This is a genomic window from Streptomyces sp. CA-250714, assembly GCF_050936705.1.
Lineage (GTDB): Bacteria > Actinomycetota > Actinomycetes > Streptomycetales > Streptomycetaceae > Streptomyces.
Genome location: NZ_JBNJMI010000002.1, coordinates 3,132,881 through 3,157,270, shown reverse-complemented (window position 1 = coordinate 3,157,270; position 24,390 = coordinate 3,132,881). Strand labels below are relative to the sequence as shown.

The window sequence follows — 24,390 nt, the reverse complement described above, 5'->3', positions numbered from 1 at the left end:
GGGGCTCTGACGCGTCGTACAGCAGCGAAGTACAGCAACTACGGCGACTGTCCTTGATCACTGGCCGGGTTGTCGTCGGCCGAGCCGCCGAGGTGCTTGCCGAGCTTCCGCAGCGCCTTGCGCGTCTCCTCGGACGGCACGTGCGTGTAGACCTCCATTGTGATCGCGATCTTGCTGTGCCGGAGGATCTGCATGGCGATGCGCGGGTGCACGTCGAGGGCGGCGAGGAGCGACCCGCAGGTGTGCCGGGTGTCGTGCAGCCGGATCTTCCGCACCCCAGCCTTGACCGTCCGGGCGTCGAACACGCGGTTGAAGTTCCTCGGCTCGATCGGCGTCCCGTAGCGCGTCGTGAACACGAAGTCGGATTCCGTCCACAGCTCCCCCGCTGCCTTCCGGGCCGCCTCTTGCGTCTTGCGCCGGAGCTGGAGAGCGGTGATGCAGATCTGGGGGAGCGGCAGCGTTGCCGTAGACGCTTCGGTCTTCGTCTCGTCGTGCACCAAGCGCCGGCTGATGCGCTGGAGCTGGCGGCCCACCGTGACCGTGCCCGCCTCCAAATCCACGTCCTGCCAGCAGAGCCCCAGCACCTCACCCCGGCGGAAGCCGAGCACCAGGACCAGGACGTACGCCGGGTACAGCGGGTCGTACGCCAGCCGTGCCGCCTCCAGGAACGTACGCGCCTCTTCCACGGACCAGGGTTCGCGCCGCTGCTTGCGGCCGGACCGGACCTTGACCAGCGCGGCCACGTTCTTGGTGATCAGCTCTTCCGTCATGGCGTGGGTAAGCGCTGAACGGAGGACCGCCCGAGCGTCGTTCACCGTGCGACGGGAGGGCAGCCGCTTGCAGCACCGCCCGAGAGCGCAGCAGCGCTGCTCTTTGCGAGGGCGGGCAGCGTCGATGCCACGAGCGCAGCAGCGGCACTGTTCCATCGCGCGGTTCATCCAGGTGCGCACGTCGCGGACTGCGAGCTTGTCCAGTCGCTTGCTGCCTAGGCCAGGGATCAGGAACAGACGGGTGTGCAGTTCGTATGTCTCGTACGTCTTCGGCTTGAGGTCCGGCTTCACCACCTCCCGGAGCCAGTACGTGAGGAACTGGGCGACGGTGGGGGAGGCGGTGGCCACCGGGCCCTTACGGCTCTCGGCATGGAGCTTGAGCCACTTTTCGTGTACGGCGGTGCGGGTCTTGCCGTAGACATACTTGCGCTTGCGCTTGCCGTCCGGGGTGGTGACCCAGACGTATGCGGCGAAGCCGTTGCGGTAGGGGTAGATGGAGCCTTCGCCGTTTCCGCGCTTGCCACTCATGCGGACCACCTCTCGGCGCCGACGCCTTCGGCTTCCGCCGCACAGCGCTCGATGTACTCGTCCACCCAGGCGGGGAGGATGCGGCGGTTACGGCCGATCTTGACGGAGCGGATTTCTCCGGTGAGGACGAGCATTTTGGTTTTGGAGAGCCCGAAGCCGAGCATGGCGGCGACCTCGGCCGTGGTGTGCCACTTGGGCTTGATGGTGGTCGCGGGTGTGGTCATCGGGCGTCGTCTCCTTCCGGGGCGTGGGACGTTGGCGTGTAGGCGAGGGAGGCGGATAGCCATTGCTCGGTGGGGGTGAGGCCGGTTCCGGCGTAGGTCCAGTGGGCGAGGACGAGCGTTGTTTCCTCGCTGGCGGCCGGGGCGGTTTCTTCTCCGCGTGCGATGGCTGCTTGGAGGCGTTGCCATTCGGCTCGGGCGCTGCGGAGGGCGCCGAGGGTGGTGGAGTAGCGGCGGGTTTTGGTGGAGAAGTGGCCCCGGAAACCGAGCATGTGAGCCCAGGCGCGAAGCCGGAGGTGTTCCAGATCCTTGCGGGCGCCGAGGGCCCATGCGGTGCGGATGAGGCGTTCCGCGTGCGGGGGCAGGTCCATGCCCGCCAGCTCGGCGACGAAGCGCAGGCGGCGATCGAGGGTGCCGGTGGCTGTCTCGGCGCCCTTGGTGGCGTACTTGGCGATGTAGGCCGCAACGGCGCGGTCGGTCAGGGCTTGGCCGCCGTCGAGGTCGGGACCGTGGATCGTGCGGATGTCGAGCTGGCGGCCGAAGGCGAAGGTGTGGGTGCGGCCGTCGAGGACCGGGCCGGGGGCGACCGTGCGGGATGCTGCGGCGCGGATGGCATCGGTCAGCAGCTCGGCAGAGGCCCAGTGCGGGGGCCGGGATTCGCCGCCCGCCGGACCGTCGAGGCGGATGACGGCGTGGAAGTGGACCGCCCCACGCTTCTGGTACTCGGCAACCTTGGCGAAGGAGATGCGGGCACGTTCCGGGAGCTCTCGTTGAGTGAGTCCGGCGCGGTGAGCGATCTCCCGGCGGAGGTGGATGGTGAAGCGGCGCCAGAGCATGCCTGCGTGGGCGTTCCAGAGCACCGCGGATTCGTAGTCGTACCGGTCCGGGTTCAGCGGAGTTCCGAGCGCCGGATCGTCGGGGGCGTGGTGACGGCCGCAGCGGCAGCGACGAGTACCAGGACGGTTATGGACCGGGCCGAAGCTCGGGGCGGTGAACGTCGCGAAGACGCGCGGGTGAGTGGTGACCTCTTCCGGGGTGCCCTTGCCGCCGCGTAGCCCGGCGGTGATGAGGTGGAAGGTGTCGCGGCGGTAGGTCTCGGCGCAGGCGGCACAGCGGGTGGTGCGGCGGTTGCCGCAGCGGACCAAGAGGTCACCGGCCGGAAGCTCGGCGGAATCGAGTCGGCGCAGGGCCGGGCCGATCTCGCCGGTGGTGGTGTCGAGGTTGTGTTCGGTGCGGTGGCCGGCCAGGCGGATGGGGTGGGTGCAGCCGCCCAGGCCGGAGAGCTGGCGGAGGATACCGGGCAGGGAGCCGGTCGCGGCGAGGTTTGCCAGCTCTGCGAGCGGGGCGGGGTTCGTGCGCGCGATGATGGTGCTTCTCCTTCTCTGACTTACGAGTACGGGAAGGGGCCGGGCTGCCGGGGCGGCGGATGCTTGGCGGTATCGAGGCCGCCCCGGTGGCCGTTCAGCGGTGGTGGATGCCGCTGCGGGAGCTGAGGAGCGAGCGCAGGACGAGGGCGGCCACGGCGACGGACACGGCCGTCACGGCGACGGCGGCCAGGAGCGCGATGACGACCACACCGCCGACGATCACGGCGGCGACGACTCCCGAGCTGACCGAGGGCAGCGACCGCTGCGACGTGGCGAGGGGTGCGGAGGGTTGGCAGCCACAGACAGGGGCGTGCCCGTGTGGGGCCGTTGTCGGCAGGTTCGGGGTGTGGGTGTCGGGGAGCTGCGGGCGCAGGAACATCAGTTGTCCTCCTGTCAGTCGTGGGTGCCGTTGACGGTCTCGACTCCGGTGCGGGTGCCGTTGTCGATGGCGGGGGCAAGGAAGGTGTCGGCGAGGTAGAAGCCGAAGAGGGCGATCACGACGACGAGCCAGACGCGGACGCCGAGGAACTTCACAGCGCCCCACACGAGCAGACCGAGGACGACGACCAGGGGCAGGTTCACGGTCACGGGAAGCTCTCCTTCAGCGGACGGGGCAGCGGTGGGTGCGGGCAGCCAGCTCGGCGGCGGCGCGCGAGTCGTAGTCGGCGGAGAAGCCACAGCGCGGGGCGGTGCAGGCGGCGGTGTGCTTCTCCCGGCCACGGCCGTCATGGGCGGTGCCGACCTGTACGGGGCCGATGCGGATCACGGAGCGGAAGCGGCGGTTGAGCGGCATCAGCAGTCCTTCAGTCGTAGGGATGCGGGGGCGGGGAAGCGGCGAAGGATGCGGGCGGCTTCTTCGGGGTCGTCGGTGAGGGTGGCGGCTTCTTCTGCGAGCAGCCGGGCCAGGGTGGGGCGGCCGGTATTGGCCATCTCGTGGGCCGCGTCGAGGTAGTCGAAGCTGTCGGGCATGTGTCCGGGCATGGCGGATCTCCTCTCGGGTCAGGTGAGGTGGGCGGCGATCTGCTCGGCGAGCGGAGCGGGGACGCCGAGGCGGGCGCGGAGGGTCGGGGTATCGATGGGGGCGCCGGTGCGTTCCTCGTGAGCGGTGGCGATCTTGCGGGCGTGCTCGACAAGGGCGGCCGGAACGGCCGTGGTGGACGGCGCCGGGAGCTCCGGCGCGGCCGGTGCGGAGGGATCGGGTACTGGTTCTGCGCTCTCGGGTCCGGTCGGCTGCTCGGCGGTCGGCTCGACTGAGGGTCCGTGCGCGGTGTGGGCGAGGAGCGTTCCGCCGAGGAAGGCCAGCGCGGGCCAACCGGCGACGAGGATGCGGAGCCAGTCGGGAACGTCGCCCAGGTCGAGGAGCCCGGCGGTGGCGATGTTGGCGCCCAGGGAGGCCGCGAGTGCGACGAGGAACCAGCACCAGCCCGCAGCGCGGTCCCGTCCGGAGCGCAACCGACGCCAGGCAGCGACCAACAGCAGATCGACCGAGACCGGGTAGGCCCAGGCTTTCCAGCCGTCTTGCCCGGCGGCCGAGGCCAGGTCGTGCAGGTGGGCGAAGGACAGCGCGGCAGCGATGACGGCCTGTACGAGCACGGCGTCTACGCCGGAGAGTCGGGCGCGCATGGGTGGCACCTCCTTTCTGCTTTCGGCATGGGAGGGGTAGGGAGTTGGCGCGAGGCGGACGCGCCGGCCGGATCAGAGGGGCAGGGTCAGGCGGTAGTGGTGGGCCGGAAGGGCTTGAGCGCGGGCAGGTCGGGCACCAGGTGCGCGGTGCGCTCACAGCGAGCGGCAGCGTCGGCCAGGGACAGGTACGGGGTGCGGATGCGTGACCAGCCGCCGGAGGTGTCGCCGACGACGGCCAGGCCGGGGCGTTCGGGGGCGATGGTGCAGGCGGCGCCGACCGCTTCGGGGGTGATGTCGCCGAGCGCCATCTTGGCCGAGGGTTCGTCGTTCACCCGGTGGCAGACGCGGCCGGAGAGCTGGGCGCGGAGCATGGTGGCGCCCTTGCCCAGCTCGGCCCCGAAGCGCTGCCCGCACACCTCCAGGTAGATCCCGGCGGCGCGGCCGAGCTGTGCGAGCCGGATGAGCTGGGTGACCATCTCGTCCCGACGTTCCTCGTCCTTCTTCGTGGCGACGAGGAACAGTTCCGCGACCTCGTCCACGAACAGCACGATCGGCACAGGGCGTTCGCTCTCGGGCAGACCCCACACGTCCGAGGTGATCTCCTCGTCAGGCGTGGATGGGGCGATTCCCTGGCGAGCCCGGATCAGGTCGTATCGGTCCTCCATCTCCTGTACGAGTGCAGGCAGCAGCTCGGCAGACTCGGCCGGGTCCGTTGCCAGTGCGGACAGCCGGGAGGCGAACGGCGCCAGTTCCACACCCCGCTTGCAGTCGATACCGGCCAGCGCGACCCGCTGCCCAGCGAGCCCGGTGATCAGGTGCCGCAGGTACATGGACTTGCCCGACAGCGTGGCGCCGAGTACCAGTTCATGCGGGATGGCGCGGTAGTCGCGGACGAACGCGGTTGCGTCCTCCCGCAGCGCGACCGGTACCCGCAGGAACCCGGCTCCCGCCTTGCGCGGCATGCGTACGCGTCGCAGGACGTCGAAGCCGATCAGGCGCAGCTCGACCACGCCAGGCTTGACCGGCTCGACATACACGGAGTGCACACCCCACGCGTGCCGCAGCCGCTCCGCAGAGGCAGCTATGTCGGCAGGCTCCTGCCCCGGAGCGAGCCGCAGACGTATCCGCAATCCGGTCGAGGTCGGCCGCAGCATCCCCCGGCGAGGAGGCACCGGCCGCACCTCACGACGAGTGGTCGCCCGCACGGCCAGCGCCCGCAGGCGGGAGGGCTGCACGGTCAGTCCGCACGAGTCCATGACCGAGCCGTACGAGCCCACCAGGCGGGCAGCCGAAGCAGGCATGCCGACGGTGCACCAGTACGCGGCCGGATTCCGGGCCCGGAGGTAGGCGGCACCGGCACTGAGACCGGCCACGGGACCGCCTACCTTCATCAGCGTCGTCAGATCGGACATGGTCAGTTCTGCCCGCCGGTCGGGAGGGCGCCCGGGGCGACGGCGGCGGCGCGGTAGGCGATGCCGTGGCGCTGCTGCCCGTTGAACACCGAGTCCCAGGGGCGAGCCACGAGGCCCGGCAGGGAGACCGGGGAGCCGAGAGCAAGCCCGTCCGTCACGCCGCTTTCGGGAACGGTGACGTGAATCAGCGAGGACTCGCCCTCATCGATGTAGGCGACGCCGACCTTCATCAGCGTCTCGCCGCTCACCGCGTCCTTGGCGACTTCGCCGGTCTGGCGATCGCGGACCTTCGGCTCGGGCGCTTCGGTCAGGAGGATGGTGGCGGAAGTGGTCTCAACTCGAATGGTGCGCAAGGTCGTTTCTCCTTGTCCGTACACCGGAGCGATGAGAGCTAGTCGTCTAGACAAGCTCTCGGTTGATTTCGCCCCGGCCGATCTTGTTGGGGTGCGGACACTCTGTCACACGTCTTGGCCACTCGTCTATACGAGTATGCTTCTCGGTGTGTACGAGTCCGCGAGAAACGACCCAGCGCCGTCATCACGGGCCCGACATGCCCTAGTTGGCGGGGAGTTGGTAGGCGAGGACGTAGGCGTCGGCGGCCATGACGGTGTCGCAGACCTCGACCGCGCGCCCCTCGGTGTCGTAGGCGGTGCGGATCAGGCTGATCACGGGGACGCCGGAAGACAGGCGGAGCGTCTTGACCTCGGCCGGGGAGGGCATCCGGGCGCGGACCTCTTCGTCGAAGTGGTCCAGGCGGTGGCCGAGCTCTTCGAGGCGGGCGTAGATGCCGCCGGGCCCGGGGTTGGGTTCGGCGATCTGTGTCCCGCGCGCCAGGTCGAGGGGGAGGTACGAGACGGCGAACTCAACGGGCCGACCGTCGAGGAGATAGCGCCGACGCCGGGCCAGGACCTTACGGGGCGAGCCCAGGCGCGCGGAGATGTCCGGTGCCGGCTTCTCTTCCCGTACCTCCAGGCTGTCGACCTCGGGCTTGCTTCCCGCGGCTTCCGCTTCGACGGTGAAGGCCGACTTGCCCTGATCGCGATGCCGCCGGGCGAATCGGTCCGAGGCAAGGCGCCGGACCGGGGGCCGTGGTCGCACGAAGACGCCCTTGCCGTGCTCGGAGGAGACCAGCCCCTCACTCTGGAGGATCGCGAGAGCGTTCCGGACGGTCATCCGCGACACCCCGAAGTGCTCGACCAGTTCCGCCTCGGACGGCAGCTTGGCCCCCTCCTTGAAGCGCCCTTTGTCGATGGCCTCCCGGACCTGGTCCGCGATCTGCCGGAAGACGGCGCGGTCGCTGGTCGGGTCGAGCGTCCCGAGAACGCCGGAAGACAGTGCAGCCATAACGGGTACTCCTTTGGATATCTAGACGAGCTACCGAGTTCTGTTGCTACGGTGGAGAAGCCTAGCCATCGAGGGGACCGAGGAACGTGAGTACGGCAGAGCGCCCCCACTCCGTGAGCGTCGCAGGGGTCATCGTTGACGACGCGGGCCGAGCGCTGCTCATCCAGCGCCGTGACAACGGCCAGTGGGAGCCGCCCGGCGGTGTCCTGGAGCCCGGGGAGACCGTCCCGGACGCGCTTCAGCGCGAGGTTCTCGAAGAGACGGGTATGAAGATCGCCCTCCCGGCGACCCTCACGGGCATCTACAAGAACATGACCGGCTTGATCGTCTCCATGGTCTTCCGCTGCGAAGCGGTCGACGGCTCCCCGACCACCGGGGACGAGACCTACGCACTTCGCTGGGCCACCCGCGAAGAGGTCACCCAGCTCGCCGACGAGGCGTACGCGGTCCGCGTCCTGGACGCGCTCGATGGGGCATCCCCGCCGGCCATCCGGGCCCACGACGGCGTGCGACTCGTCTAGCACACACCCACTACCCATAGCGGCCACCAGCATGAAGGAACTTGTATGCACGAGTATATGAGTACGGAGCGGATCTGGGAACTCACCTGCCCAGGACTCCCCGAAGAGGTCGGCCGAGTCCGCCGCTGGACCCGCGACGTCCTGCACGACAGCCCCCACGCGGACGACGCCGCGCTGATCGTCAGCGAGCTGGGCTCCAACGCACTCGTCCACTCGGCCAGCGGCAGCCCCAACGGGAGCTTCCACGTCTCCCTGCACCGATCCCCCGGCACGGTCGTCCTGGCGGTCACCGACACCGGCGGAGGCGCAACCAAGCCCCACGTCGAGACCCCAGACCAGGACGAGACCCACGGCCGCGGCCTGGGTCTGGTCGCAGCACTGGCCAACCGCGTACGGGTCAGCGGAGACGACTACGGTCGAACCGTCACCGTCGAGATCAACGACCAGCACCAAACGCCGGCCAAGCCCACAGCGCGAGGCACCCGCGTCGCACTACCCGCCCCGAGGTCGATGGCATGAGCGAGCGACCGCAGCCGCCGGTACGGATCTACTACTGCGAGTGCTACGTCAACGAACGACGCATCGGCACCTACGACGCCTACAGCCCACGCGAAGCCCTGCGATGGATGCGCATCAGCCTCATGATGATCGCAACCACCCTGGACGAAGCGCCCTACCGGCGAGCCCGCACATGGCTCGACCACGGCCAACCAACAGCAGCCCACGACCTCGAACAGGGCAAGCCGCACACCCTCACGCTCAAGCAGCGCAGCACCCGGGCCACTTGGACAGTCAGCCCGATACCGTGCCCATCAGCACCCGAAGCGCGTGCGTAACAACTTTCTCTACGACTTCAAGGCGGCCCGCTGAAGCGGGCCGCGCGCGCTGAGCGGCCCGGGGCCGCCGCCCGCTCATGTCTCCGCCACGCTCAGCGCCGGCCCCGGGCCGCTCAGCGCGCAGCCCGGACCAGCAACCCCCCTGCTGGTGCAGAAGTCCGGGCCGCTTCATTCGGGCCGACAGGGTCATCAGTGGACGCCCGTCAGCATGAGCACGACCAGGTGTACGTGGCCGATAGCCGACAAGGTCCGTAGCGCGGCGCCCGGTCTCGTCGCGGCCTGCGGGCCGGTCCCGCCATCGCAAAGTGACCGGCCGGGGCTTCGCGGAGGCGCCTGCGGGTCAAAGATCAGACCCCGAGAGCGTGGCTGACGCTGGTGGGTGGCTGAGGGAACCACGTCAGGTGCTCGGGCATCCGTCCCGCCGTCGTGGCTGACTTTCCCCACGCGAGGCGGCAGCGACACATTCGAGAGAGCGCCATCCAGACAGCATCCGGGACGGCCAACACCCAGTAGGCACTCCCACGCGACACGCTTGCCGACTGGACCACAACCATCCGAAGGGGTTGGTTGTCTCGTCTACAACGCGGCCTAGTGGCGCCGCGCAGGGAGGGAAGCCGATGAGCACACCCAAGGTCTTAACTGTCACCCTCGAATTTGAGATGGGTGAACGAAAAATCCACACACCGCGTGTCAAAGCGGCTTACGAGGCGGCGGTCAGTGCAGCTATCGAAGCAGCCAAGAACGAGTTGCTGCCCGGCAGCGTGGCCGCTGTGAACAGCCGGATGACCTGGGCCTACAGGTGGGCGGACACGTCAGCCCAATACAAAGATGTTGACGCTGAGTGGGAGAACACCGAGGAAGCCCCAGAGCCCTAAGCCCCAGACGCTGGCAGGCTGCTTCTGACATCCGCTGCTGACATCAACGATGCCGGACAGGGACGTACAAGGGTACCCCTGTCCGGCTGTCGCCTAGTGGACCGCAGCAGTCGGAGCAAGCCCCGATCGAACTCCTAAAGCGAGTGACGCAAAGTGCGGACCCTGCCGGACGCAGTGCGGTAGCGGCAACGGCCTTCCAACCTCCACAGAGAGGCCGTTTGCTTCAGTCGGCTAATGGCCGCAGGGTTGGCAGCAGCTGCCCGTGATTCGATCAAGCTTGCTCGCTACCCGAGTGCCGCAGTCGGGTCGTCGAGGGCGAGGCGTGCCAGTCGGCGGAACTCACGCATATCTTCTCTAGCAGGTGACGTGGTTCCCCTTAGCGGAGGTGGCGGGGGTGGGGTACCTGGCCGGCGTGGATGTGGTTCGTGTCGATTCCGTGACTCGCTGACCCAGCGTTGCAGGGACCGTGTCAGCTTCGTTGCCACCGCGGCTATGTCTTCCGGGCCTTCGACCTCGACGACGGCAGCGGCCTTCGCGAGCGAGCTGTCGAGTTCCACCGCTTGGTCGAGCAGGCTCTGGAGTTCTTGGCTCCGCGGTCCGTCTGCCTGTGCAAGCACGGAAACCCGTGTGGCAATTGCGTCATAGTCCGTGGCAACACTCACAAATGCTCTATATGCCTCCCTCCGCCCATCCTGACGCCAGTGTTCGTGTTGGCTGCTGCGTTGTGCACGGCTGTTGTGTTTAGCTGCGCGCATAGCACCCCAGGCAGCAAGTGCGGCGGCAACTACGGTCCCGACAGCGGCGATTAGGGCCGTACCCCCAATATGCATGAAGTGCATTGTGTCAGGGTTGGCCTGCCGACTCTGGAGGACGGCTCCTCGTCGCAGTGGTCCTCAAGCGAGCTACTCGGTCCAGCCGCACATCCGGGAAGCTGGCTTGCACCACAGCCTTGGTGGTCAGCGAGGCTTTACAGCAGCCAGCGCGACTGCTGCTAGCTGTCAGCCCTTCCAGCAGACCCAGCAGGGGATCTCACCAACCGCCCCGCCCTGCAGCTCGCAACGATGAGGCCGGACCGCGCGCCACAGTCGTGCCAGAACGAACGGGGCCCCTGGGAGAGGAGCCCTTTGCGGTACAGCACCGAAGTACAGCAACCCCCACGACCGCGAACACCCCGCACCCGCTGCAGCAGCCCTGCCACAGGCCCCAACCGACCTCACCACCCACCCCGCCCGTAGTTCGCAACGAGAGGGTCAGGGTTCAAATCCCCTCAGGTCCACAGCCGACTGTTCTCGAGTTTGCTTGGGAATGGGTGACGAGATCCCGCCGATCATGGTGATCGGTCGGGATCTTTGTCGTTTCCGGGGTCCGGTCCAGGGCGGTTCGGGGTGGTGGAGGGCGGTCTTGAGGTCGTCGGAGGCGTCGGTGCGCATGGTGATGTCGGACTTGGCGCAGGCAGTGGGGAGTTCGTCGGCGAGTAGAGGGGTGAGTTGTTCGTCCTGGGGGAGTTGGGGCGCGGTGGGCTTGGAGGGGGCGGGTCGCCGTCGTCGTCCGGTTTTGCGTCGTCAGCCCATGAGCCGGCGTGGGCTTCCTCTGCCCCCTCCGCCAGCTTCGGGTTCGTGCACGAGGAGCTCCCCGCGATCTGGGGGCTACACGAGGGGTTTTCGTGGCCCCGTCGCGAAGTGCCGGTGCAGCAGTGGGGGGGGCGGTCTTGGCCGGGCGGGGCGAGGTGAAGGGTGTGGTGAGGTCGATGCGGGCGCTGGCTCCGGCGCCCTGGAGATTCTCGCCGCCGCCGACCAGGACGCGCTTGATCGAGTCCGACCGGTTCTGGAAGCGCTGGGCACCGTGCGCCGCCGCGCTCAAGCTGATCGCCGACAACAGCCTCGCCGGTGCCGTTGTCGTGCTGCGCGACGCACTGCGGCAAGCCGATGCCCTCGGACTGCCTCGTGCCCAGGTGCTGGACGCGCTCAAATTCGGTCAACTCGGCGGGCGCGTTGCCCGCAAACGCCCCTTCCTCACGGACCAAGCGGCCTCTGGCACAGCCGGATTCACGATCAGTGCGCTGCAAAGGACATGGCTCTGCTGGCCGCAGCGTCAGGCACCCCCTTGCGTAGCGCAGCCGGTTTGGCCGATACCCCTGTCGACCCTGAGGCCGACATCGCCGTTGCCGCCACGGTTCTCGCTGTGGAGGACGGTGTGCTCGAACCGCTCCGCGCTTACATCCGCGGACATGCCACCGGCGACCCCGCCCACTTCCGCGACGCGTTCCTGCCCACCGCCCACATCGAGGAATCCGGGACGGCGCGTTCGTCTCGTGGCCCCTGGACGAGTACTGCGCTCTCTTCCACGGCCGGGCGGCCCCGGACGAGGCGACCCGTTCCCGTCGCATCGACGCCGTCGACATCCACGGCACCGTCGCGACCGCAACTATGACGCTGTTGCACGGGGCGGACACGTTCACCGACATCTCCTGCTGGTGAGTGCCGACGACAGTTGGCGTATCGCCAACAAGGTTTACCACCGGCACTCCATGGCTTCCGTCGCGGTGTGGCGCCGGTTCCCGTGACGGCTCCCGTTCAGGCCGTGGTGCGGAAGAGACGTCGGTAGGCCGAGGGTGAGGTCTTCATGGCGCGGGCGAAGTGGTGCCGGAAGGTCACAGGGCTGTCGAAGCCGACAGCTGCGCCGATCTCCTCGATCGACATGGTGCTGTGCTCGAGTTGCGGCAGGCTGGCCATGATCCGCTGGGTGATGACCCAGCGGAGCGGGCTGGTCCCGGTCTGCCGGCTGAAGTGCCGGATGAAGGTACGGGGCGCGAGGTGGGCCTGGCGGGCCAGGTCGGCCACGGTGATCGGCTCGGCGAGGTGGTCGAGTGCCCAGGCCATTGCGCGGGCCACACCGTCGTCGGCCGTCGGCTCGCTCACGACAGCCTCCACGAACTGGGCCTGGCCGCCCTCCCGGTGCGGTGGTACGACCAGGCGTCGGGCCACCGAGTTGGCGACCCGGGCACCGTGGTCCTTGCGCACCAGGTGCAGGCACAGGTCGAGCCCGGCGGCGTTGCCGGCGCCGGTGAGCACGTCGTCGCCGTCCACGTACAGCACGTCGGGATTCACCCGGATCTGCGGATAGCGCCGTTGCAGCAGTTCCGCGTGCTGCCAGTGGGTCGTTGCCTCGCGGCCGTCCAGCAGCCCGGCCGCGGCCAGCGCGAACGCGCCCGAGCAGATCGACACGACCCGGGCGCCGCGCTCGTGCGCCTCCCGCAGCGCGGCCACCAGCTCCGGCGGTACCTCGCCCCGTACGTCCGGTACCGCGACGACCATCACGGTGTCGGCCCTCGCGAACACGTCCAAGCCGTTCTTGGTGGTCATCGTGAAACCCCCGACCGCCTGCATCGGCTCCCGTTCCAACGAGCAGACGCGCAGGTCGTACCAAGGGACCTCGGGTTCGGCCTGGGGCTGTCCGAAGACCTCGACCACCAAGCCGAGCTCGAAGGGGGCCATGCCGTCGAAGGCCAGCACCGAGACGGTGTGGCGGCTACCGGGGGGCGGGAGGGGCATGGCGGGCATGGCGGGATCTTAGCGGTAGCGGGCGTTCAGGCCACTGTCCGGGATGCCGCGTCAGCAGCCATGGTCTTGGTGTGGAACAGGAAGCGCCCTGGTCGCGGGAGTGCGCGATGACCGCCCTCGCCGCCGAGCGGCGCCCGGAGGACATCGCCGCGTCGGTGTGCGCGGTCTGCCCCCGTAGTCACCGTCACTGTCCGACGCACCCCTCCACGGGCGCGAAACGAGAGGAAACGTACTCCATGATCGTCCGTTCACTGAACGAGATCATCGGCACCGAGCGCGAAGTGAAGGGCCCCACCTGGACCAGCCGTCGCCTGGTGCTCGCCAAGGAGGAGGTCGGCTTCTCCTTGAACGACACCGTGGTGCAGGAGGGCGCCGAGATCAAGATGTGGTACGCCAACCACGTCGAGGCCGTCTACGTCATCGAGGGTCAGGGCGAGCTGGTCAACGAAGAGACGGGTGAGAAACACCGCCTCGGGCCCGGCGTGATGTACCTGGTCGACGCACACCAACGTCACACCCTGCGTGCCCACACCCGGTTCCGCGCGGTGTGCGTGTTCAACCCGCCCCTCACCGGCCGGGAGGTCCACGACGAGAACGGCGTCTTCCCGCTGCTGTCCGAGGAGGGTCAGTGAGCGACGCCGAGACGTATCTGATGACCGCCGGTCCCCTCGGAGATCTTGTGCTCCTGGTGCACCAACGACGCGCCTTGGACCAGCGCCAACTGTGCCTCTCCTGAACGGATGACGCCTTGACCTTCCCGAAGACTGAAAGTGTTCCCAAGCCCGGGAAACCTCCCCAGCCTGACCACGAGGGCGAGCCGGTGCGCGGTTTCGCCAGTGACAACAACGCCGCCGTACATCCGGACGTCATGGCGGCACTGGCCGCCGCCAACGAGGGCCATCAGCCGGCCTACGGCGCGGACGTGCACACCGCCCGGCTGCGCGAGCTGATCAAGGGCTGTTTCGGCGAGCGCGCCGAGGTCTATCCGGTGTTCGACGGCAGCGGCGCCAATGTGGTCGGGCTGCAGGCGATGTGCGACTGGTGGAGCGCGGTGGTCTGCCCGAAGTCCGCGCACATCAACGTGGACGAGTGCGGCGCCCCTGAGAAGGTGGCCGGGTTGAAGCTGGTCCCGGTGCCCACCCCGGACGGCAAGCTGACCCCGGAGCTGCTCGACCGGTACGCGCGGGGTTTCGGCGAACAGCACCACGCCCAGCCCAAGGTCGTCTCCCTCACCCAGAGCACCGAGCTGGGCACCCTCTATACGCCCGACGAGATCGCGGCGATCGGTGCGCCGGCGCGCGAGCGCGGCATGCTGCTGCACATGGACGGCGCCCGGCTGGCCAACGCCGCTGCCGCGCTCGACCTGCCGCCGCGCGCGTTCACCACCGACGCCGGGGTGGATGTGCTGTCGTTCGGCGGCACCAAGAACGGGCTGATGCTCGGCGAGGCGATCGTGGTGCTCAACCCGGACGCGGTACGCGGTGTGACGTACCTGCGCAAGGCCGCGCTGCAGCTGGCCTCCAAGATGCGGTACGTGTCGGCGCAGCTCGTCGCGCTGCTGGAGGATGACCTGTGGCTGCGCAACGCCCGGCACGCCAACGCGATGGCGGCCCGGCTGGCCACGGCCGTCGAGCGGGTGCCCGGCGTCGAGATCGTACGGCCGGTCCAGGTCAACGCCGTCTTCGCCATGCTGCCCCGGGACGTCACCGAGCGGCTGCAAAGGCGGTTCCGCTTCAACACCTGGGACGAGCGCACCGGTGAAGTCCGTTGGATGTGCTCGTTCGACACCACCGAGGCCGATGTGGACGCCTTCGCGGCTGCCATTGCCCAGGAGATGGCGGCTTATGGGCGTGTCCGGCGCCTTTGCGTACCCGGCATCGGGAGCTGCGCTTGCCCACCCTGCGCCCTGGGGATACCCCTGCTCGAAGCAGCCTGGGGGAGCCCCCGCAGCCCGCAAACGTCGGACAGGGGCAACACCCACCGCATATCAGAGCCCCCACCGGGGAGATCCGGTGCGGGCTCTGATGTGCGGGTAGGGGCTCAGTGGGTGCAGGAGCGGGCGGTGTGGACTGTGGTGGCTGTGAGGTAGAAGGCGTCGGGGCGCCAGAGGATGCCGGTGCAGGCGTCGCCGTGCAGGAGGCGGTCGAGGGTGGTGAGGTCCTCCTCGTCGAGGTAGGGGGCCAACTGCTGCCGCAGGCGGGTCAGATGGTCGTGCAGGTATTCGCGGGCGGGCAGGGAGAGCGGGGCCGGTTGGTCGGTGAGGAAGGTGCGGGTGCCGGTGGGGACGAGGCCGGCGCGGGAGAGCATGGCGGGCCAGTCCTCCACGGTGGACGTCGAGCCCGGTAGGGCGGCGCGCATCGCCGCGAAGCTCTCCTCGGCCGCCGCGTCCAGCCTTGCCTGGAGGCCCGGGCGGCCCAGGCCGATGTCGCGGGGCAGGAAGCGCGGGGTCAGCCCGCGCTCGGCGACGGCCAGTACACCGCCGGGGCGCAGCCGGGTGGCGAGGGCGTCCAGCGCCGCCTGTTGGTCGCCGAGGTGGTGGACCGCTTGGCTTGTCCAGATGAGTTCGGCCGAGCCCAGACTGTCCAGGTCTTCCGGCAGGTCCGCCTGGTGGGTGACGACTCTGCCGGTCAGCCCCTGTCCGGCCGCGCGGGCCCGCGTCCGTTCCAGAAGGCCGGCCGCCTGGTCGATGGCGACGACCTCGGCCCGGGGGAAGCGTTGGGCCAGCAGGCAGCTGATGACGCCCGGTCCGCTGCCGATGTCGAGGACGCGGGTGACGGCGGAGGCGGCGGCCGGTTGGGCTTCCGGTGCGCTGTTTGCTGGTTGGGCGCTCAGCGGGCCGCCCGACGGATGGACTTCCGGTGCGCTGTCTGCCGGTTCGGCTCCCAGCAAGTCGTCCGCCGGTTGTGCCTCCAGAGCGCCGTCTGCCGCTGCCGCGCCCCGCACATCCCTTGCCGGTTCGGCTCCCAGCAACCGGCGCAGCCAGTCCGCCGTCATCTCCAGTGCGGGGAGGTGGAGTTCGGCCTGGCGCTCCAGGGCGGTTCCGTGTGCTTCCCAGTCGATGTCTGTGGTGTGAGGGGTGGTCATACGGCGGCTCCCTTCGGGGTTGGGACGGCTGTGCGGTGTGCTTCGACGGCGCGTTCCACCTCTTCGTCCACCAGGTCATGGGTGAGAGCGAAGGCTGCCGCGGCGCCCACTCCCGCGGCGGTGACCACTTGGGCGCGGGGGTCGACGACGTTGCCGACGGCCCAGACGCCGAACACGCTGGTGCGGCCCGTGCGGTCGGTGGCGACCAGCCCCTGCTCGTCCTTGGCGCAGCCCAGCTCCGTCAACAGGGAGTCGTTCGACACCATTTGCGGGAACAGGAAGACCGCGCTGCGCTGCACGAGGCGGCCGTCACTCAGCTCGACGCCCCGCAGCCGGTCGTCGGCCACGGCCAGGGACTTGATCTCGCCTTCGGCGATGCGGACGCCGCGTGCGGTCAGCCGCTCGCGGTCCTGGTCGCTCAGCGGCCGGGTGTGCGGGAAGTAGACGACGTCGGGGGACCACTGGACGAGCAGCAGTGCCTGGTTCACCCCGGCCGGGTGGGTGCCCAGCACGCCGAGCGGCTCGTCCCGTACCTCGTAGCCGTGGCAGAACGGGCAGTGGAGCACATCGCGTCCCCACCGTTCGTGGACGCCGGGGATCTCGGGCAGCTGGTCGCGCAGTCCGGTGGCCACCACGATGCGACGTGCCTTCAGTACGGCACCGCCGGACAGGTGGACGAAAAAGCCGTGCCTGATCTCGTCAACCGGGTTGTCGAAGAAGTCGACGCCGTAGCCGGTGAGTTCCGCTCTGCCGGCCTCCAGGAGCGCTGCCGGGGACATGCCGTCCCGGGACAGGAAGCCGTGCATGTGCGCGGCGGGTGCGTTGCGGGGCCGACCGCTGTCGACCACGGCCACCGTACGGCGGGCCCGTGCCAGCACCAGGGCGGCGTTCAGGCCGCCCGCTCCCGCGCCGACCACGACCGCGTCGTACACCTTCTCGTCTGTTCCGGCCGCCTTCCCGGGCGCTTCGGCGCCGCGCCGGGGGGATCTTGTGTCGCTCATCGCGATCACCTCCTGGGCGCAGGCTGCGACCTCCCGTACTAGAGCGGCAATCTTTGTTGCCGTTTCCGGGAAAAGCGGGGTGCAATGGAGGTGTGGCAGATTCTTCCGCCGTCACACAGGCACTGGCCCAGGTCGGCCCGCGGCTCAAGCAGTTGCGTACCCGGCGCGGCGTCACCCTGACCGCGCTCGCGCGGGCGACCGGTATCTCCAAGAGCACCCTCTCCAGGCTGGAGTCCGGGCAGCGGCGCCCCAGTCTGGAGCTGCTGCTGCCCCTGGCGCAGGCCCATCAGGTGCCCCTGGACGAGCTGGTCGACGCGCCCGAGGTCGGCGATCCCCGGGTGCGCCTCAAACCACAGCGGGTCAACGGCAACACAGTGCTGCCGTTGACCCGCCAGCCGGGGCCGCAGCAGGCGTTCAAAATGGTGCTTCCGGCCAGCCGTTCGGAGCCCGAACTGTGCACGCACGAGGGCTACGAGTGGCTGTACGTCCTCTCGGGGCGGCTGCGGCTGCGGCTGGCCGAGCACGACCTGGTGCTGGGGCCGGGCGAGGTTGCCGAGTTCGACACGCGACTGCCGCACTGGTTCGGCAGTACGGGCCGCGGACCTGTCGAGATCCTCAGCCTTTTCGGCCGACAGGGCGAGCGCCTGCATGTCAGGGCGCAGCCCCGTCGTGACCGTCCGGACGAGCAGAGCGGTCAACCCGGTTGACCATCTGCCGGTCCTCCGGGGCAGCCGTTCGGCGTCAGCCCGCCGACCGGTGCCGGTTGGACCCGCGGTTCGGACGGGCGTGCCGGGAGGGGGCCGTGGGCACCGGCGGAAGGTCGAGCTGCCGCACGAGCTGGTGGAAGCAGAGCAGCGCCGTGATGGGCGGCAGACCGGCCACGGCGATGCCCGTGGGAGTGGGCGGCGCGTCGGCGACGCACAGCAGCGAGGCGACCGCGGCGAAGAACAGCACGACGAGCCAGGAGTGCACTGTGCGGCGGCGGTAGGCGCGGGTGCGCAGGATGGAGAGCGTGGCCGCGACCCAGGGTGCGTAGATCAGCAGCGGCCAGGCGTGTGCGACGCTCGGCGGCGCCGACTCCTGGGCCAGGTCGTACAGCGACGGGTAGGACGCCTTGGCACCCAGAAAGCTGACCAGCATCACGATCATGGCGGTGAGCGTGACCGAGAAGGCGCTGAGGATCCGCCGCCAGCTGAGTTCCTCCCGGGTCTTCTGCTTCACGCGCTCCAGGGGGCGTTCCTTGCGGTGCCTGGCCCGGGTGAGCGCACCAGCGGAGTCTGCGAATCTCTGCTGCTCGACCGTGTCGAGGAAGTGGGCGAGTTCCGCGTCCAGGTCCGGATGCTCCGTCTGCTCCGGGCGCTCGCCGCGCTCGGGATGCGGCGAGACGAAGCGGGTCAGTCCGAGGGTGTCGGTGGGGTCCGGGAGACCCAGGCGCGCAGCAGTGTCGTTCCTGAACGTCGAGGCGCCGCAGGCGTGGGCCGAGTGCACGTCCGGTTCGGCCGGGTATCTCGGCCCGGGAAGGCCGGTGTCCGGATCAGGGGGTGCGTAGGACGTGTACGTGTGCGACGTCTCGGTCAAGACTGAACTCTCTTCTCTGCGGGCAGGTTCAGACGACTGTGTCGAGACCGGTCCCGCACGCGCACGACGCTTCCGGTGGTGACCGACGGCGCGCAGCCCTGTGTCGTCCGCGATGACCAGCGCCAGGGGGCGGATGCCGGGGATGACCGTCTCGGGTACAACCCGTCAACGAATACTCCAGCCAGCGGAAACTCCCGTGCGCAGTACTCAGACTTATGAGCATGCGGTTTTCACGACGTATGTAACTCCTGCGTGAGACAGCGGGGATGCCGGTATGGTGTGTGGAATGTACTTCCACCAGATCTACGGCTGACACGCGCCGGGCGGCGCCCCGCCCACTCCCGCGCACCGGTTCGCTGAGTGTGTCTCTTTTCGCCGCAGATTTTCGGCCACAGTGGAAACCGTGATCTGGAGCGAGTAATCACTCAGGTCTCGTACATTCCGAACCGCATTTATGTCCCGCCCTGTTGACCGTCCCGCGCATTTCGCGATGGTCGGCATTCCCGTGATCAGTCATGTGCTGCCGAGCCTGAAATCCTCCGGGAACTGGTCGCCCATGCCCGGCCCTTATCGGGCCGCGGCGCCTCTCATCTGCGCCAGGGCAGGCTTTCGATCTGGTCGATCCGGCCTGCCGCCAGCAGTGTGAACAGTCGCAGCACCTCCTGACGGGGAACGTCACGCAGTACGCCGGGGACGGGGGCGTCGCCGTCACCGGCGTCCACGATCAGCTCCCACTGGAGCAGTCCGTCGCGGAAGGCGCTGAGCGTCCAGCCGGATTCGTTGGACAGCGCCACATCCGGGTGCTCCTCGTCGGCGTAGGTGTCGAGGCTGTCGAGGGCGTGGCGCATGGCCGCTTCGTCGGGCTCGTTGATGCTGTCGCCCATGACGGTGGTGAGGAAGTACGTCATGCGCCCCATTCACCCAGGGCGTCGCTGTCGTCGTCCTTCCGGGGTACGTCGAGGACGGCACGCAGGCGGGGCAGCAGGGCGCGGGCCGCGGGGCCGGCCGGGCCGCCGGTGCGCCAGGTGAGACCTATGCGTGCGCGCGGCTGAGGTGTCAGGCGCAGTGTCCGCAGCCCGAGAGCGGCGGCCGTCCGCTGCGGCATGGCCGGTACGACGGCGGCTCCCAGGCCGCGGGCCGCCAGCCGGGCGAGGAGCGGAGGGGCGGCGGCCTCGAAGGCGACGTGGGGGCGGAACCCCGCCTGTGCGCAGGAGCGTTCGAGTACGCCGCGCAGGCCGGTGCCGGGCGGCAGGCTGATCAGGGCGCGGTCGCGCAGTGCGTCGATCGGCAGCGGGCCGTCGCCGTGTGCCAGCAGCGGGTCGTCGGGGGCGACGGCGACGACGACCGGCTCGTCGATCACGATCTCGGCCGTGGTGCCCTCGGGCGGGTGCTCGTCCGCCAGGCCCAGTACCCCGATGTCGAGTTCGCCCCTGCGCAGTGCCTGGAGCATGCGCTCCGAGGTGTCCTCGGTGAGCGCGATCTCGACGTGCGGGTGCTCGCGGTGGAAGTCGGCCAGCACGGAGGCGATGTCGAACTGTCCGGTCGCGCCGGAGACCAGTCCGACAGCGACACGGCCGCGCAGCAGTCCCGTGAACGCGTCCGCCGTGTGCCGCACGTTCTCTGCGGCTTCCAGTGCCGCCCTGGCGTACGGCAGCACAGCAGCACCGACCTCGGTCGGTGTCACCGCACGCCCCGTACGGTCCAGGAGCGGGTGGCCCAGCTCCCGTTCGAGCTGCCGGAGGCGTGCGCTGACGCCGGGCTGGGCCAGGTGGAGGCGTTCGGCGGCCCTGGTGAAGCTGCGCTCCTCCACCACGGCGACGAACAACCGGAGTTGCCGCAGATCCATGTCCGGCAGCCTAGTCATCGCCATAACCACTGCTTCTGGCGGCCAGAAGAACCTGCTCTTGGACTTATGAACCGCTCCCCGGCCACTCTGGGAAGATCACCGCCGATGCTGCAGGGGGAGCGGGCATGGACATCAAGCAGGCGATCGCAGCCGAACGCACAGAGCTGGCCGAACTGTTGGACAGCCTGCCGGAAGCCGACTGGGACGTGCCCTCCCTGTGCGCGGGATGGCGGGTGCGGGAGGTCGCGGCACATATGTCGTCCGGGTTCCGCTCGTCCCGCTCCCAGGTGCTGCGCGAACTGCTGCGAGCCCGCGGCAGCCTGCACCGGATGACCGATCAGTGTGCGCGGCGGGACGCGGCCGCGATGAGCACAGCCGAGATTGCGGCTGCTCTGCGGGACAACGCGCACCACCCCTGGAAGCCCCCGGTGGGCGGTCTTCCGGCGGCGCTGGGGCACGACGTGGTGCACGGGCTGGACATCACCGTCGCGCTCCGCCACACGCGGCGTGTCCCGAAGGAGCGGATCCGCGTCCTGCTGGACGGTGTCACGCCCAGGAGCCTGAAGTTCTTCGGCGCCGACCTGGACGGTGTCGCACTGTGCGCGGAGGACCTCGACTGGTCGTACGGCACTGGTGCGCCGGTGTCAGGAGCGGCGCAGGATCTGCTGCTGGTCGCCTTCGGGCGCAGGCTGCCCGCCGGCCGGCTGCGCGGCGAGGCGGCGGACCGGTTCACCGCCGACCTGGCCAGGCCCGCCGCTCCGGAAGGCGGGGACGGGACGGCGCGACGGTAGCCTGGGGGCTCCCCTTTCGCCCTCCTGCCGCCTGAGGAAGCCGCCCCGTGTCCGAACCGCCCACCACGCGCCACGAGTCCGTACACCGCGCGCCGGTGCACCGTGGACCGTGGGAGGCGCTGACGAGGGTGGTGCGGTGTCCCGTCTGCCGGGACGCTCTCGAGGTGGCCGAGCGGTCGCTTCGCTGTCCGCAGCGGCACACCTTCGACGTCGCACGGCAGGGGTACGTCAGTCTGCTCTCGGGCGCCAAACGCACCATGAACGCCGACAGTGCGGCGATGGTGCAGGCTCGTACGGCGTTCCTGGAGGCGGGGCACTATGCGCCGCTGACCGAGGCGCTGGCCAGGATCACCTCCTCGCTGGGAGTGCCAGCAGACGACGAAGGCGGCACTGTGCTGGACGCCGGCGCGGGCACCGGGCACTACCTCGCCGCCGTACTGGAGGCGCGGCCGGGTGCTGTGGGGCTGGCGCTGGACGCGTCGGCGTACGCGCTGCGCCGCGCCGCGCGGGCGCACCCGCGTGCGGGTGCGGCCAGCTGGGACGTATGGCGGCCGTTTCCGGTACGGGACGGCTGTGTGGACGTCGTGCTCAACGTCTTCGCACCGCGCAACGGCGAGGAGTTCCACCGGGTGCTGAGGCCCGGTGGAGCGCTGCTGGTCGTCACACCGACCGAGCGGCATCTGCGTGAACTGCGCGACCGGCTCGGGCTGCTGGAGGTCGACCCGGACAAGGAGGAGCGTCTGGAGCGCACACTGTCCGGACACTTCGTACGGGAGCGGACCGAGGCACTGGAGTACACCGTCGAACTGTCACGACAGGACGTGGAAAACCTCGCCGCCATGGGTCCGGCCGCGCGGCACGTCGAACCGGAGGAGCTGCGGACGCGGGTTGCCGCGCTGGGCGCACCGGTGGGGGTGACGGTGTCCTTCGCCGTTTCGGTGTACCGGCCCGGCCCGAAGGCGGACGGGGTCTGACGGACTCCGGCCGGAGGGTCGCCTCTTGCTAGGCGGGCTGGGGCGCCGCGGGCCGGGTGGAGGGGGTTGCCGGCTGGTCGTGCTGGTCGGGCGTGGGGGCTTTGAGGTGGTCAGGGGTGGCGGCCAGAACGTTTTCGAGGAGGCCGCGCGAGGTGTGCAGGGCCTCGATCTCCGCGGTCATCCGGTCGCGCTGGTCGAGCAGCTGCGCGACCAGATCGGGGCAGGTCGGCACCAGCCGGTCTCCCTCGTCGCGCAGACACGGCAGGATCTGCGCGATCATCGTGGTCGACAGTCCGGCCGTCAGCAGACAGCGCACCCGGCGCACTGTGTCGACGTCCGCCTCGCTGTACTCGCGGTACCCACTGGGCAGCCGCTGCGGGCTCAGCAGTCCCTGCTTCTCGTAATAGCGCAGCAGTCGCTCGTGAACACCGGTGCGGCGCACCATCTCCTTCATGCGCATGTGGCTCGCCTCCCTGGGTGCCGCGCCGTGGTCGTGCTGTCTCCGGCGGCGGCTTGACTCTGACACTGATGTCGGAGTTTAGCTTCCGGTGCATGACCAAGACGCACACAGCGGCAGCCGCCGCATCATCGTTCCGTATCGACCCGTCCTCCCTCGATGTGCACATACAGGGCAGCGGACCGGCGCTGCTGCTCGCACACGGTGCCGGAGGAGGGATCGAGCCCAACTTCGGCCTCGTACTGGACGACCTGGCGGCCGACCACACACTGGTCGGACCGCACTATCCGGGCGCCGGTGCCTCGCCCCTCACGCCCGGCCCGATCGACCTCGACGCACTGGTGGACGCTGTCGTGGAGGCGGCCGTCTCGCGCGGACACGAGCGATTCACACTGCTGGGAGAGTCGCTGGGGACGGTGGTCTCCATACGGGCGGCCGCGCGGTACCCGGAGCGGGTGACGGGACTGGTGCTGACGGCCGGGTTCGCGGTGGCCGACCCGGTGCTCTCGTTCGCCTCCGAACTCATCACCCGGTTCGGACGGGCGGGGGAGTGGGACGCGGTGGCGCGGATCGCCACCCAGTCCGCCCTGCTGGACGGCGCCCCGCACGGGCTCACCGCCCAGGCGCTGGAGGCCGCTGTCGCGGCGACGCGCGAGGGCATGCCGCCGGGGACGGTGGACCACTTCGACCTGGTGCGCAGGGTCGACGTACGCGGCGACCTCGCGGGTCTCTCCGTGCCCACCCTGGTGGCCATGCCCACCGGTGACCGGCTCGTCCTCCCGGACAGCTCCCGCCGGCTCGCTGCGGCCATCCCCGGCGCCACCCTGCTGGAGATTCCGGGCGGCGCCCACATCCTCGGCGAGCGGGACCGCAAGCTGTGGCTCGGGCATGTGCGGGAGTTCCTGGCCGGGTTGCGGCCGGTCGCGCGCTCGGCTCAGCAGCCGCCGCAGTTGTAGTACGTGACGTCCCAGTGGTTGCCCTCGCGGTAGTAGACGTTGCCCGAGGGCGACTTCCACTTGGAGCCGCCGATGGAGGTGAACGTTCTGGTGACGTAGTTGTCCAGGCAGCTGGTGAGGGACATGTCGAGCTTGTAGCCGTTCCAGTGGCTGTAGGTACCGGAGGCGTGGCCCGTCTCCGTGCCGCCGGTCAGCCGGATGGCACAGCCGGACGCCTGCTTGAGCGTGATGGCGCCGTCCGCGGTCTCCGAACGGAGCTGCTCGAACGAGGTGCAGGAGGGGTTGTTGCGGTCAGAACAGCCGCCGCTGGACGTCCAGGTGATGCCCGCGGCACGGAACTTGGCCGTCGCCTGCGCGTGGGTGAGCTTCGCCAGGAGCCGCGGGCTTCCGGCGGCGCCTGAGGGGTTCTGGGAGGTGGCGGGATAGGTCACCGGGGCCGCCTGTGCTGTCCCCGACAGCGTCAGGGCGGCGGCAGCGGCAGCGCCGAGGAGTCCGGTCAGAGCGCGGGTGGGTCGTCTCATGGTCCTGCCTTCCGGAGTGGGGGGTGGGCCTGCCCGCGTGGGGCGGGCGGGGTGCGCGACTCGCGGAGCGGGGTGGTGGACTGCGGCCGGGCGTCAACGTAACGGCGCGACAGGGGCGTGTAAAC

General features: G+C 69.6%; 28 protein-coding genes and 2 pseudogenes. 11 read left to right on the top strand and 19 right to left on the bottom strand.

Annotation, left to right across the window (positions count from 1 at the left end; genetic code table 11):
* Positions 1–38: 38 nt before the first annotated feature.
* The 11 genes from ACQEU8_RS32975 to ACQEU8_RS32925 all read right to left on the bottom strand — a co-directional run bounded on the left by ACQEU8_RS32975 (position 39) and on the right by ACQEU8_RS32925 (position 7,265).
* The gene (locus tag ACQEU8_RS32975; RefSeq protein ID WP_433107644.1) at positions 39–1,298 is read right to left on the bottom strand and encodes a site-specific integrase; all 1,260 of its coding nucleotides are present in this window, start codon (positions 1,296–1,298) and stop codon (positions 39–41) included.
* Positions 1,295–1,522: an excisionase family DNA-binding protein gene (locus ACQEU8_RS32970; protein ID WP_433107642.1), complete on the bottom strand. Its 228-nt coding sequence runs from the start codon at positions 1,520–1,522 to the stop codon at positions 1,295–1,297. Before ACQEU8_RS32970 ends, ACQEU8_RS32975 begins: the two co-directional genes overlap by 4 nt.
* On the bottom strand, positions 1,519–2,823 hold the full coding sequence (locus ACQEU8_RS32965; protein ID WP_433108888.1) for a replication initiator: 1,305 nt from the start codon (positions 2,821–2,823) through the stop codon (positions 1,519–1,521). The genes ACQEU8_RS32970 and ACQEU8_RS32965 overlap by 4 nt, the downstream gene beginning before the upstream one ends.
* A 157-nt stretch (positions 2,824–2,980) precedes the next feature.
* Complete coding sequence (locus tag ACQEU8_RS32960; RefSeq protein ID WP_433107640.1) at positions 2,981–3,265, bottom strand: hypothetical protein; 285 nt, start codon at positions 3,263–3,265, stop codon at positions 2,981–2,983.
* Between the two features lie 14 nt (positions 3,266–3,279).
* Positions 3,280–3,474, bottom strand: a complete 195-nt coding sequence (locus tag ACQEU8_RS32955; RefSeq protein WP_433107638.1) for a hypothetical protein — start codon at positions 3,472–3,474, stop codon at positions 3,280–3,282.
* A 13-nt stretch (positions 3,475–3,487) separates the two neighbouring features.
* Positions 3,488–3,679: a mobile element transfer protein gene (locus ACQEU8_RS32950; RefSeq protein WP_112494254.1), complete on the bottom strand. Its 192-nt coding sequence runs from the start codon at positions 3,677–3,679 to the stop codon at positions 3,488–3,490.
* Positions 3,679–3,867 (bottom strand): hypothetical protein, encoded by a 189-nt coding sequence (locus tag ACQEU8_RS32945; RefSeq protein WP_433107636.1) that lies wholly within the window; start codon positions 3,865–3,867, stop codon positions 3,679–3,681. Before ACQEU8_RS32945 ends, ACQEU8_RS32950 begins: the two co-directional genes overlap by 1 nt.
* Before the next feature lie 18 nt (positions 3,868–3,885).
* Positions 3,886–4,509, bottom strand: coding sequence for a DUF2637 domain-containing protein (locus tag ACQEU8_RS32940; protein WP_433107634.1), 624 nt, complete (start codon positions 4,507–4,509; stop codon positions 3,886–3,888).
* A gap of 86 nt (positions 4,510–4,595) precedes the next feature.
* Complete coding sequence (locus tag ACQEU8_RS32935; protein ID WP_433107632.1) at positions 4,596–5,921, bottom strand: FtsK/SpoIIIE domain-containing protein; 1,326 nt, start codon at positions 5,919–5,921, stop codon at positions 4,596–4,598.
* 2 nt (positions 5,922–5,923) lie between these two features.
* Positions 5,924–6,274, bottom strand: a complete 351-nt coding sequence (locus ACQEU8_RS32930) for a hypothetical protein (protein WP_433107630.1) — start codon at positions 6,272–6,274, stop codon at positions 5,924–5,926.
* A 202-nt stretch (positions 6,275–6,476) separates the two neighbouring features.
* Positions 6,477–7,265 carry a GntR family transcriptional regulator gene (locus ACQEU8_RS32925; RefSeq protein WP_433107628.1) on the bottom strand — a complete coding sequence of 263 codons (789 nt, stop codon included), beginning with the start codon at positions 7,263–7,265 and terminating at the stop codon, positions 6,477–6,479.
* Positions 7,266–7,378: 113 nt separating this feature from the next.
* Between ACQEU8_RS32925 and ACQEU8_RS32920 the strand changes: the two genes are divergently transcribed.
* From ACQEU8_RS32920 to ACQEU8_RS32900, 5 genes and pseudogenes are all read left to right on the top strand, one after another.
* Entirely contained in the window at positions 7,379–7,786 is a 408-nt protein-coding gene (locus ACQEU8_RS32920; protein ID WP_433108886.1) for an NUDIX hydrolase, read from the top strand.
* Positions 7,787–7,831: 45 nt separating this feature from the next.
* The gene (locus ACQEU8_RS32915; RefSeq protein WP_433107626.1) at positions 7,832–8,305 is read left to right on the top strand and encodes an ATP-binding protein; all 474 of its coding nucleotides are present in this window, start codon (positions 7,832–7,834) and stop codon (positions 8,303–8,305) included.
* Positions 8,302–8,622 (top strand): hypothetical protein, encoded by a 321-nt coding sequence (locus tag ACQEU8_RS32910; RefSeq protein ID WP_433107624.1) that lies wholly within the window; start codon positions 8,302–8,304, stop codon positions 8,620–8,622. The genes ACQEU8_RS32915 and ACQEU8_RS32910 overlap by 4 nt, the downstream gene beginning before the upstream one ends.
* Before the next feature lie 617 nt (positions 8,623–9,239).
* Positions 9,240–9,497, top strand: coding sequence for a hypothetical protein (locus tag ACQEU8_RS32905; protein ID WP_433107622.1), 258 nt, complete (start codon positions 9,240–9,242; stop codon positions 9,495–9,497).
* 1,737 nt (positions 9,498–11,234) lie between these two features.
* Positions 11,235–12,060 (top strand): annotated as a pseudogene (locus ACQEU8_RS32900) (nuclear transport factor 2 family protein); the annotation flags it as partial.
* A gap of 10 nt (positions 12,061–12,070) precedes the next feature.
* Here the strand turns inward: ACQEU8_RS32900 and ACQEU8_RS32895 are convergent.
* A complete protein-coding gene (locus ACQEU8_RS32895; RefSeq protein WP_433107620.1) occupies positions 12,071–13,057 on the bottom strand; it encodes a helix-turn-helix domain-containing protein in 987 nt (328 codons plus the stop codon).
* A 236-nt stretch (positions 13,058–13,293) separates the two neighbouring features.
* Between ACQEU8_RS32895 and ACQEU8_RS32890 the strand changes: the two genes are divergently transcribed.
* Together ACQEU8_RS32890 and ACQEU8_RS32885 are read left to right on the top strand one after the other, a co-directional pair.
* Positions 13,294–13,689 carry an ectoine synthase gene (locus tag ACQEU8_RS32890; RefSeq protein ID WP_433108884.1) on the top strand — a complete coding sequence of 132 codons (396 nt, stop codon included), beginning with the start codon at positions 13,294–13,296 and terminating at the stop codon, positions 13,687–13,689.
* Positions 13,690–13,877: 188 nt separating this feature from the next.
* Positions 13,878–14,897, top strand: a pseudogene (locus tag ACQEU8_RS32885) (threonine aldolase family protein); the annotation flags it as partial.
* 200 nt (positions 14,898–15,097) lie between these two features.
* Here the strand turns inward: ACQEU8_RS32885 and ACQEU8_RS32880 are convergent.
* Both ACQEU8_RS32880 and ACQEU8_RS32875 read right to left on the bottom strand, forming a co-directional pair.
* Positions 15,098–16,141, bottom strand: a complete 1,044-nt coding sequence (locus ACQEU8_RS32880) for a class I SAM-dependent methyltransferase (protein WP_433107618.1) — start codon at positions 16,139–16,141, stop codon at positions 15,098–15,100.
* Positions 16,138–17,142 (bottom strand): NAD(P)/FAD-dependent oxidoreductase, encoded by a 1,005-nt coding sequence (locus ACQEU8_RS32875; protein ID WP_433107616.1) that lies wholly within the window; start codon positions 17,140–17,142, stop codon positions 16,138–16,140. Before ACQEU8_RS32875 ends, ACQEU8_RS32880 begins: the two co-directional genes overlap by 4 nt.
* 92 nt (positions 17,143–17,234) lie before the next feature.
* On the opposite strand from ACQEU8_RS32875, the gene ACQEU8_RS32870 reads away from it, so the two are divergent.
* Positions 17,235–17,849 carry a helix-turn-helix domain-containing protein gene (locus ACQEU8_RS32870; protein ID WP_433107614.1) on the top strand — a complete coding sequence of 205 codons (615 nt, stop codon included), beginning with the start codon at positions 17,235–17,237 and terminating at the stop codon, positions 17,847–17,849.
* Between the two features lie 34 nt (positions 17,850–17,883).
* Here the strand turns inward: ACQEU8_RS32870 and ACQEU8_RS32865 are convergent, their stop codons facing one another.
* The 3 genes from ACQEU8_RS32865 to ACQEU8_RS32855 form a co-directional block, all read right to left on the bottom strand.
* The gene (locus ACQEU8_RS32865; protein ID WP_433107612.1) at positions 17,884–18,720 is read right to left on the bottom strand and encodes a DUF2637 domain-containing protein; all 837 of its coding nucleotides are present in this window, start codon (positions 18,718–18,720) and stop codon (positions 17,884–17,886) included.
* A gap of 587 nt (positions 18,721–19,307) precedes the next feature.
* Positions 19,308–19,628: a hypothetical protein gene (locus tag ACQEU8_RS32860; RefSeq protein ID WP_433107610.1), complete on the bottom strand. Its 321-nt coding sequence runs from the start codon at positions 19,626–19,628 to the stop codon at positions 19,308–19,310.
* Positions 19,625–20,566: a LysR family transcriptional regulator gene (locus ACQEU8_RS32855; RefSeq protein ID WP_433108881.1), complete on the bottom strand. Its 942-nt coding sequence runs from the start codon at positions 20,564–20,566 to the stop codon at positions 19,625–19,627. The genes ACQEU8_RS32860 and ACQEU8_RS32855 overlap by 4 nt, the downstream gene beginning before the upstream one ends.
* Positions 20,567–20,691: 125 nt before the next feature.
* On the opposite strand from ACQEU8_RS32855, the gene ACQEU8_RS32850 reads away from it, so the two are divergent.
* Both ACQEU8_RS32850 and ACQEU8_RS32845 read left to right on the top strand, forming a co-directional pair.
* Positions 20,692–21,357 (top strand): maleylpyruvate isomerase family mycothiol-dependent enzyme, encoded by a 666-nt coding sequence (locus tag ACQEU8_RS32850; protein WP_433107608.1) that lies wholly within the window; start codon positions 20,692–20,694, stop codon positions 21,355–21,357.
* 119 nt (positions 21,358–21,476) lie between these two features.
* Positions 21,477–22,331: a putative RNA methyltransferase gene (locus tag ACQEU8_RS32845; protein WP_433108879.1), complete on the top strand. Its 855-nt coding sequence runs from the start codon at positions 21,477–21,479 to the stop codon at positions 22,329–22,331.
* A 28-nt stretch (positions 22,332–22,359) separates the two neighbouring features.
* Here ACQEU8_RS32845 and ACQEU8_RS32840 read toward each other — a convergent pair whose 3' ends face one another.
* Entirely contained in the window at positions 22,360–22,791 is a 432-nt protein-coding gene (locus tag ACQEU8_RS32840) for a MerR family transcriptional regulator (protein ID WP_433107606.1), read from the bottom strand.
* A gap of 92 nt (positions 22,792–22,883) precedes the next feature.
* Between ACQEU8_RS32840 and ACQEU8_RS32835 the strand changes: the two genes are divergently transcribed.
* A complete protein-coding gene (locus tag ACQEU8_RS32835) occupies positions 22,884–23,744 on the top strand; it encodes an alpha/beta fold hydrolase (RefSeq protein ID WP_433107604.1) in 861 nt (286 codons plus the stop codon).
* Here the strand turns inward: ACQEU8_RS32835 and ACQEU8_RS32830 are convergent.
* A complete protein-coding gene (locus tag ACQEU8_RS32830) occupies positions 23,723–24,265 on the bottom strand; it encodes a hypothetical protein (RefSeq protein WP_433107602.1) in 543 nt (180 codons plus the stop codon). The two genes, ACQEU8_RS32835 and ACQEU8_RS32830, sit on opposite strands and share 22 nt — an antisense overlap.
* Between the last annotated feature and the right edge of the window lie 125 nt (positions 24,266–24,390).

Coding starts and splice junctions, on each gene's coding strand:
- ACQEU8_RS32945 (WP_433107636.1), bottom strand. CDS start 3,867: ATGCCCGGACACATGCCCGACAGCTTCGACTACCTCGACGCGGCCCAC.
- ACQEU8_RS32875 (WP_433107616.1), bottom strand. CDS start 17,142: ATGAGCGACACAAGATCCCCCCGGCGCGGCGCCGAAGCGCCCGGGAAG.
- ACQEU8_RS32915 (WP_433107626.1), top strand. CDS start 7,832: ATGCACGAGTATATGAGTACGGAGCGGATCTGGGAACTCACCTGCCCA.
- ACQEU8_RS32940 (WP_433107634.1), bottom strand. CDS start 4,509: ATGCGCGCCCGACTCTCCGGCGTAGACGCCGTGCTCGTACAGGCCGTC.
- ACQEU8_RS32960 (WP_433107640.1), bottom strand. CDS start 3,265: ATGTTCCTGCGCCCGCAGCTCCCCGACACCCACACCCCGAACCTGCCG.
- ACQEU8_RS32910 (WP_433107624.1), top strand. CDS start 8,302: ATGAGCGAGCGACCGCAGCCGCCGGTACGGATCTACTACTGCGAGTGC.
- ACQEU8_RS32890 (WP_433108884.1), top strand. CDS start 13,294: ATGATCGTCCGTTCACTGAACGAGATCATCGGCACCGAGCGCGAAGTG.
- ACQEU8_RS32925 (WP_433107628.1), bottom strand. CDS start 7,265: ATGGCTGCACTGTCTTCCGGCGTTCTCGGGACGCTCGACCCGACCAGC.
- ACQEU8_RS32895 (WP_433107620.1), bottom strand. CDS start 13,057: ATGCCCGCCATGCCCCTCCCGCCCCCCGGTAGCCGCCACACCGTCTCG.
- ACQEU8_RS32850 (WP_433107608.1), top strand. CDS start 20,692: ATGGACATCAAGCAGGCGATCGCAGCCGAACGCACAGAGCTGGCCGAA.
- ACQEU8_RS32855 (WP_433108881.1), bottom strand. CDS start 20,566: ATGGATCTGCGGCAACTCCGGTTGTTCGTCGCCGTGGTGGAGGAGCGC.
- ACQEU8_RS32860 (WP_433107610.1), bottom strand. CDS start 19,628: ATGACGTACTTCCTCACCACCGTCATGGGCGACAGCATCAACGAGCCC.
- ACQEU8_RS32835 (WP_433107604.1), top strand. CDS start 22,884: ATGACCAAGACGCACACAGCGGCAGCCGCCGCATCATCGTTCCGTATC.
- ACQEU8_RS32975 (WP_433107644.1), bottom strand. CDS start 1,298: ATGAGTGGCAAGCGCGGAAACGGCGAAGGCTCCATCTACCCCTACCGC.
- ACQEU8_RS32840 (WP_433107606.1), bottom strand. CDS start 22,791: ATGCGCATGAAGGAGATGGTGCGCCGCACCGGTGTTCACGAGCGACTG.
- ACQEU8_RS32905 (WP_433107622.1), top strand. CDS start 9,240: ATGAGCACACCCAAGGTCTTAACTGTCACCCTCGAATTTGAGATGGGT.
- ACQEU8_RS32830 (WP_433107602.1), bottom strand. CDS start 24,265: ATGAGACGACCCACCCGCGCTCTGACCGGACTCCTCGGCGCTGCCGCT.
- ACQEU8_RS32950 (WP_112494254.1), bottom strand. CDS start 3,679: ATGCCGCTCAACCGCCGCTTCCGCTCCGTGATCCGCATCGGCCCCGTA.
- ACQEU8_RS32880 (WP_433107618.1), bottom strand. CDS start 16,141: ATGACCACCCCTCACACCACAGACATCGACTGGGAAGCACACGGAACC.
- ACQEU8_RS32935 (WP_433107632.1), bottom strand. CDS start 5,921: ATGTCCGATCTGACGACGCTGATGAAGGTAGGCGGTCCCGTGGCCGGT.
- ACQEU8_RS32970 (WP_433107642.1), bottom strand. CDS start 1,522: ATGACCACACCCGCGACCACCATCAAGCCCAAGTGGCACACCACGGCC.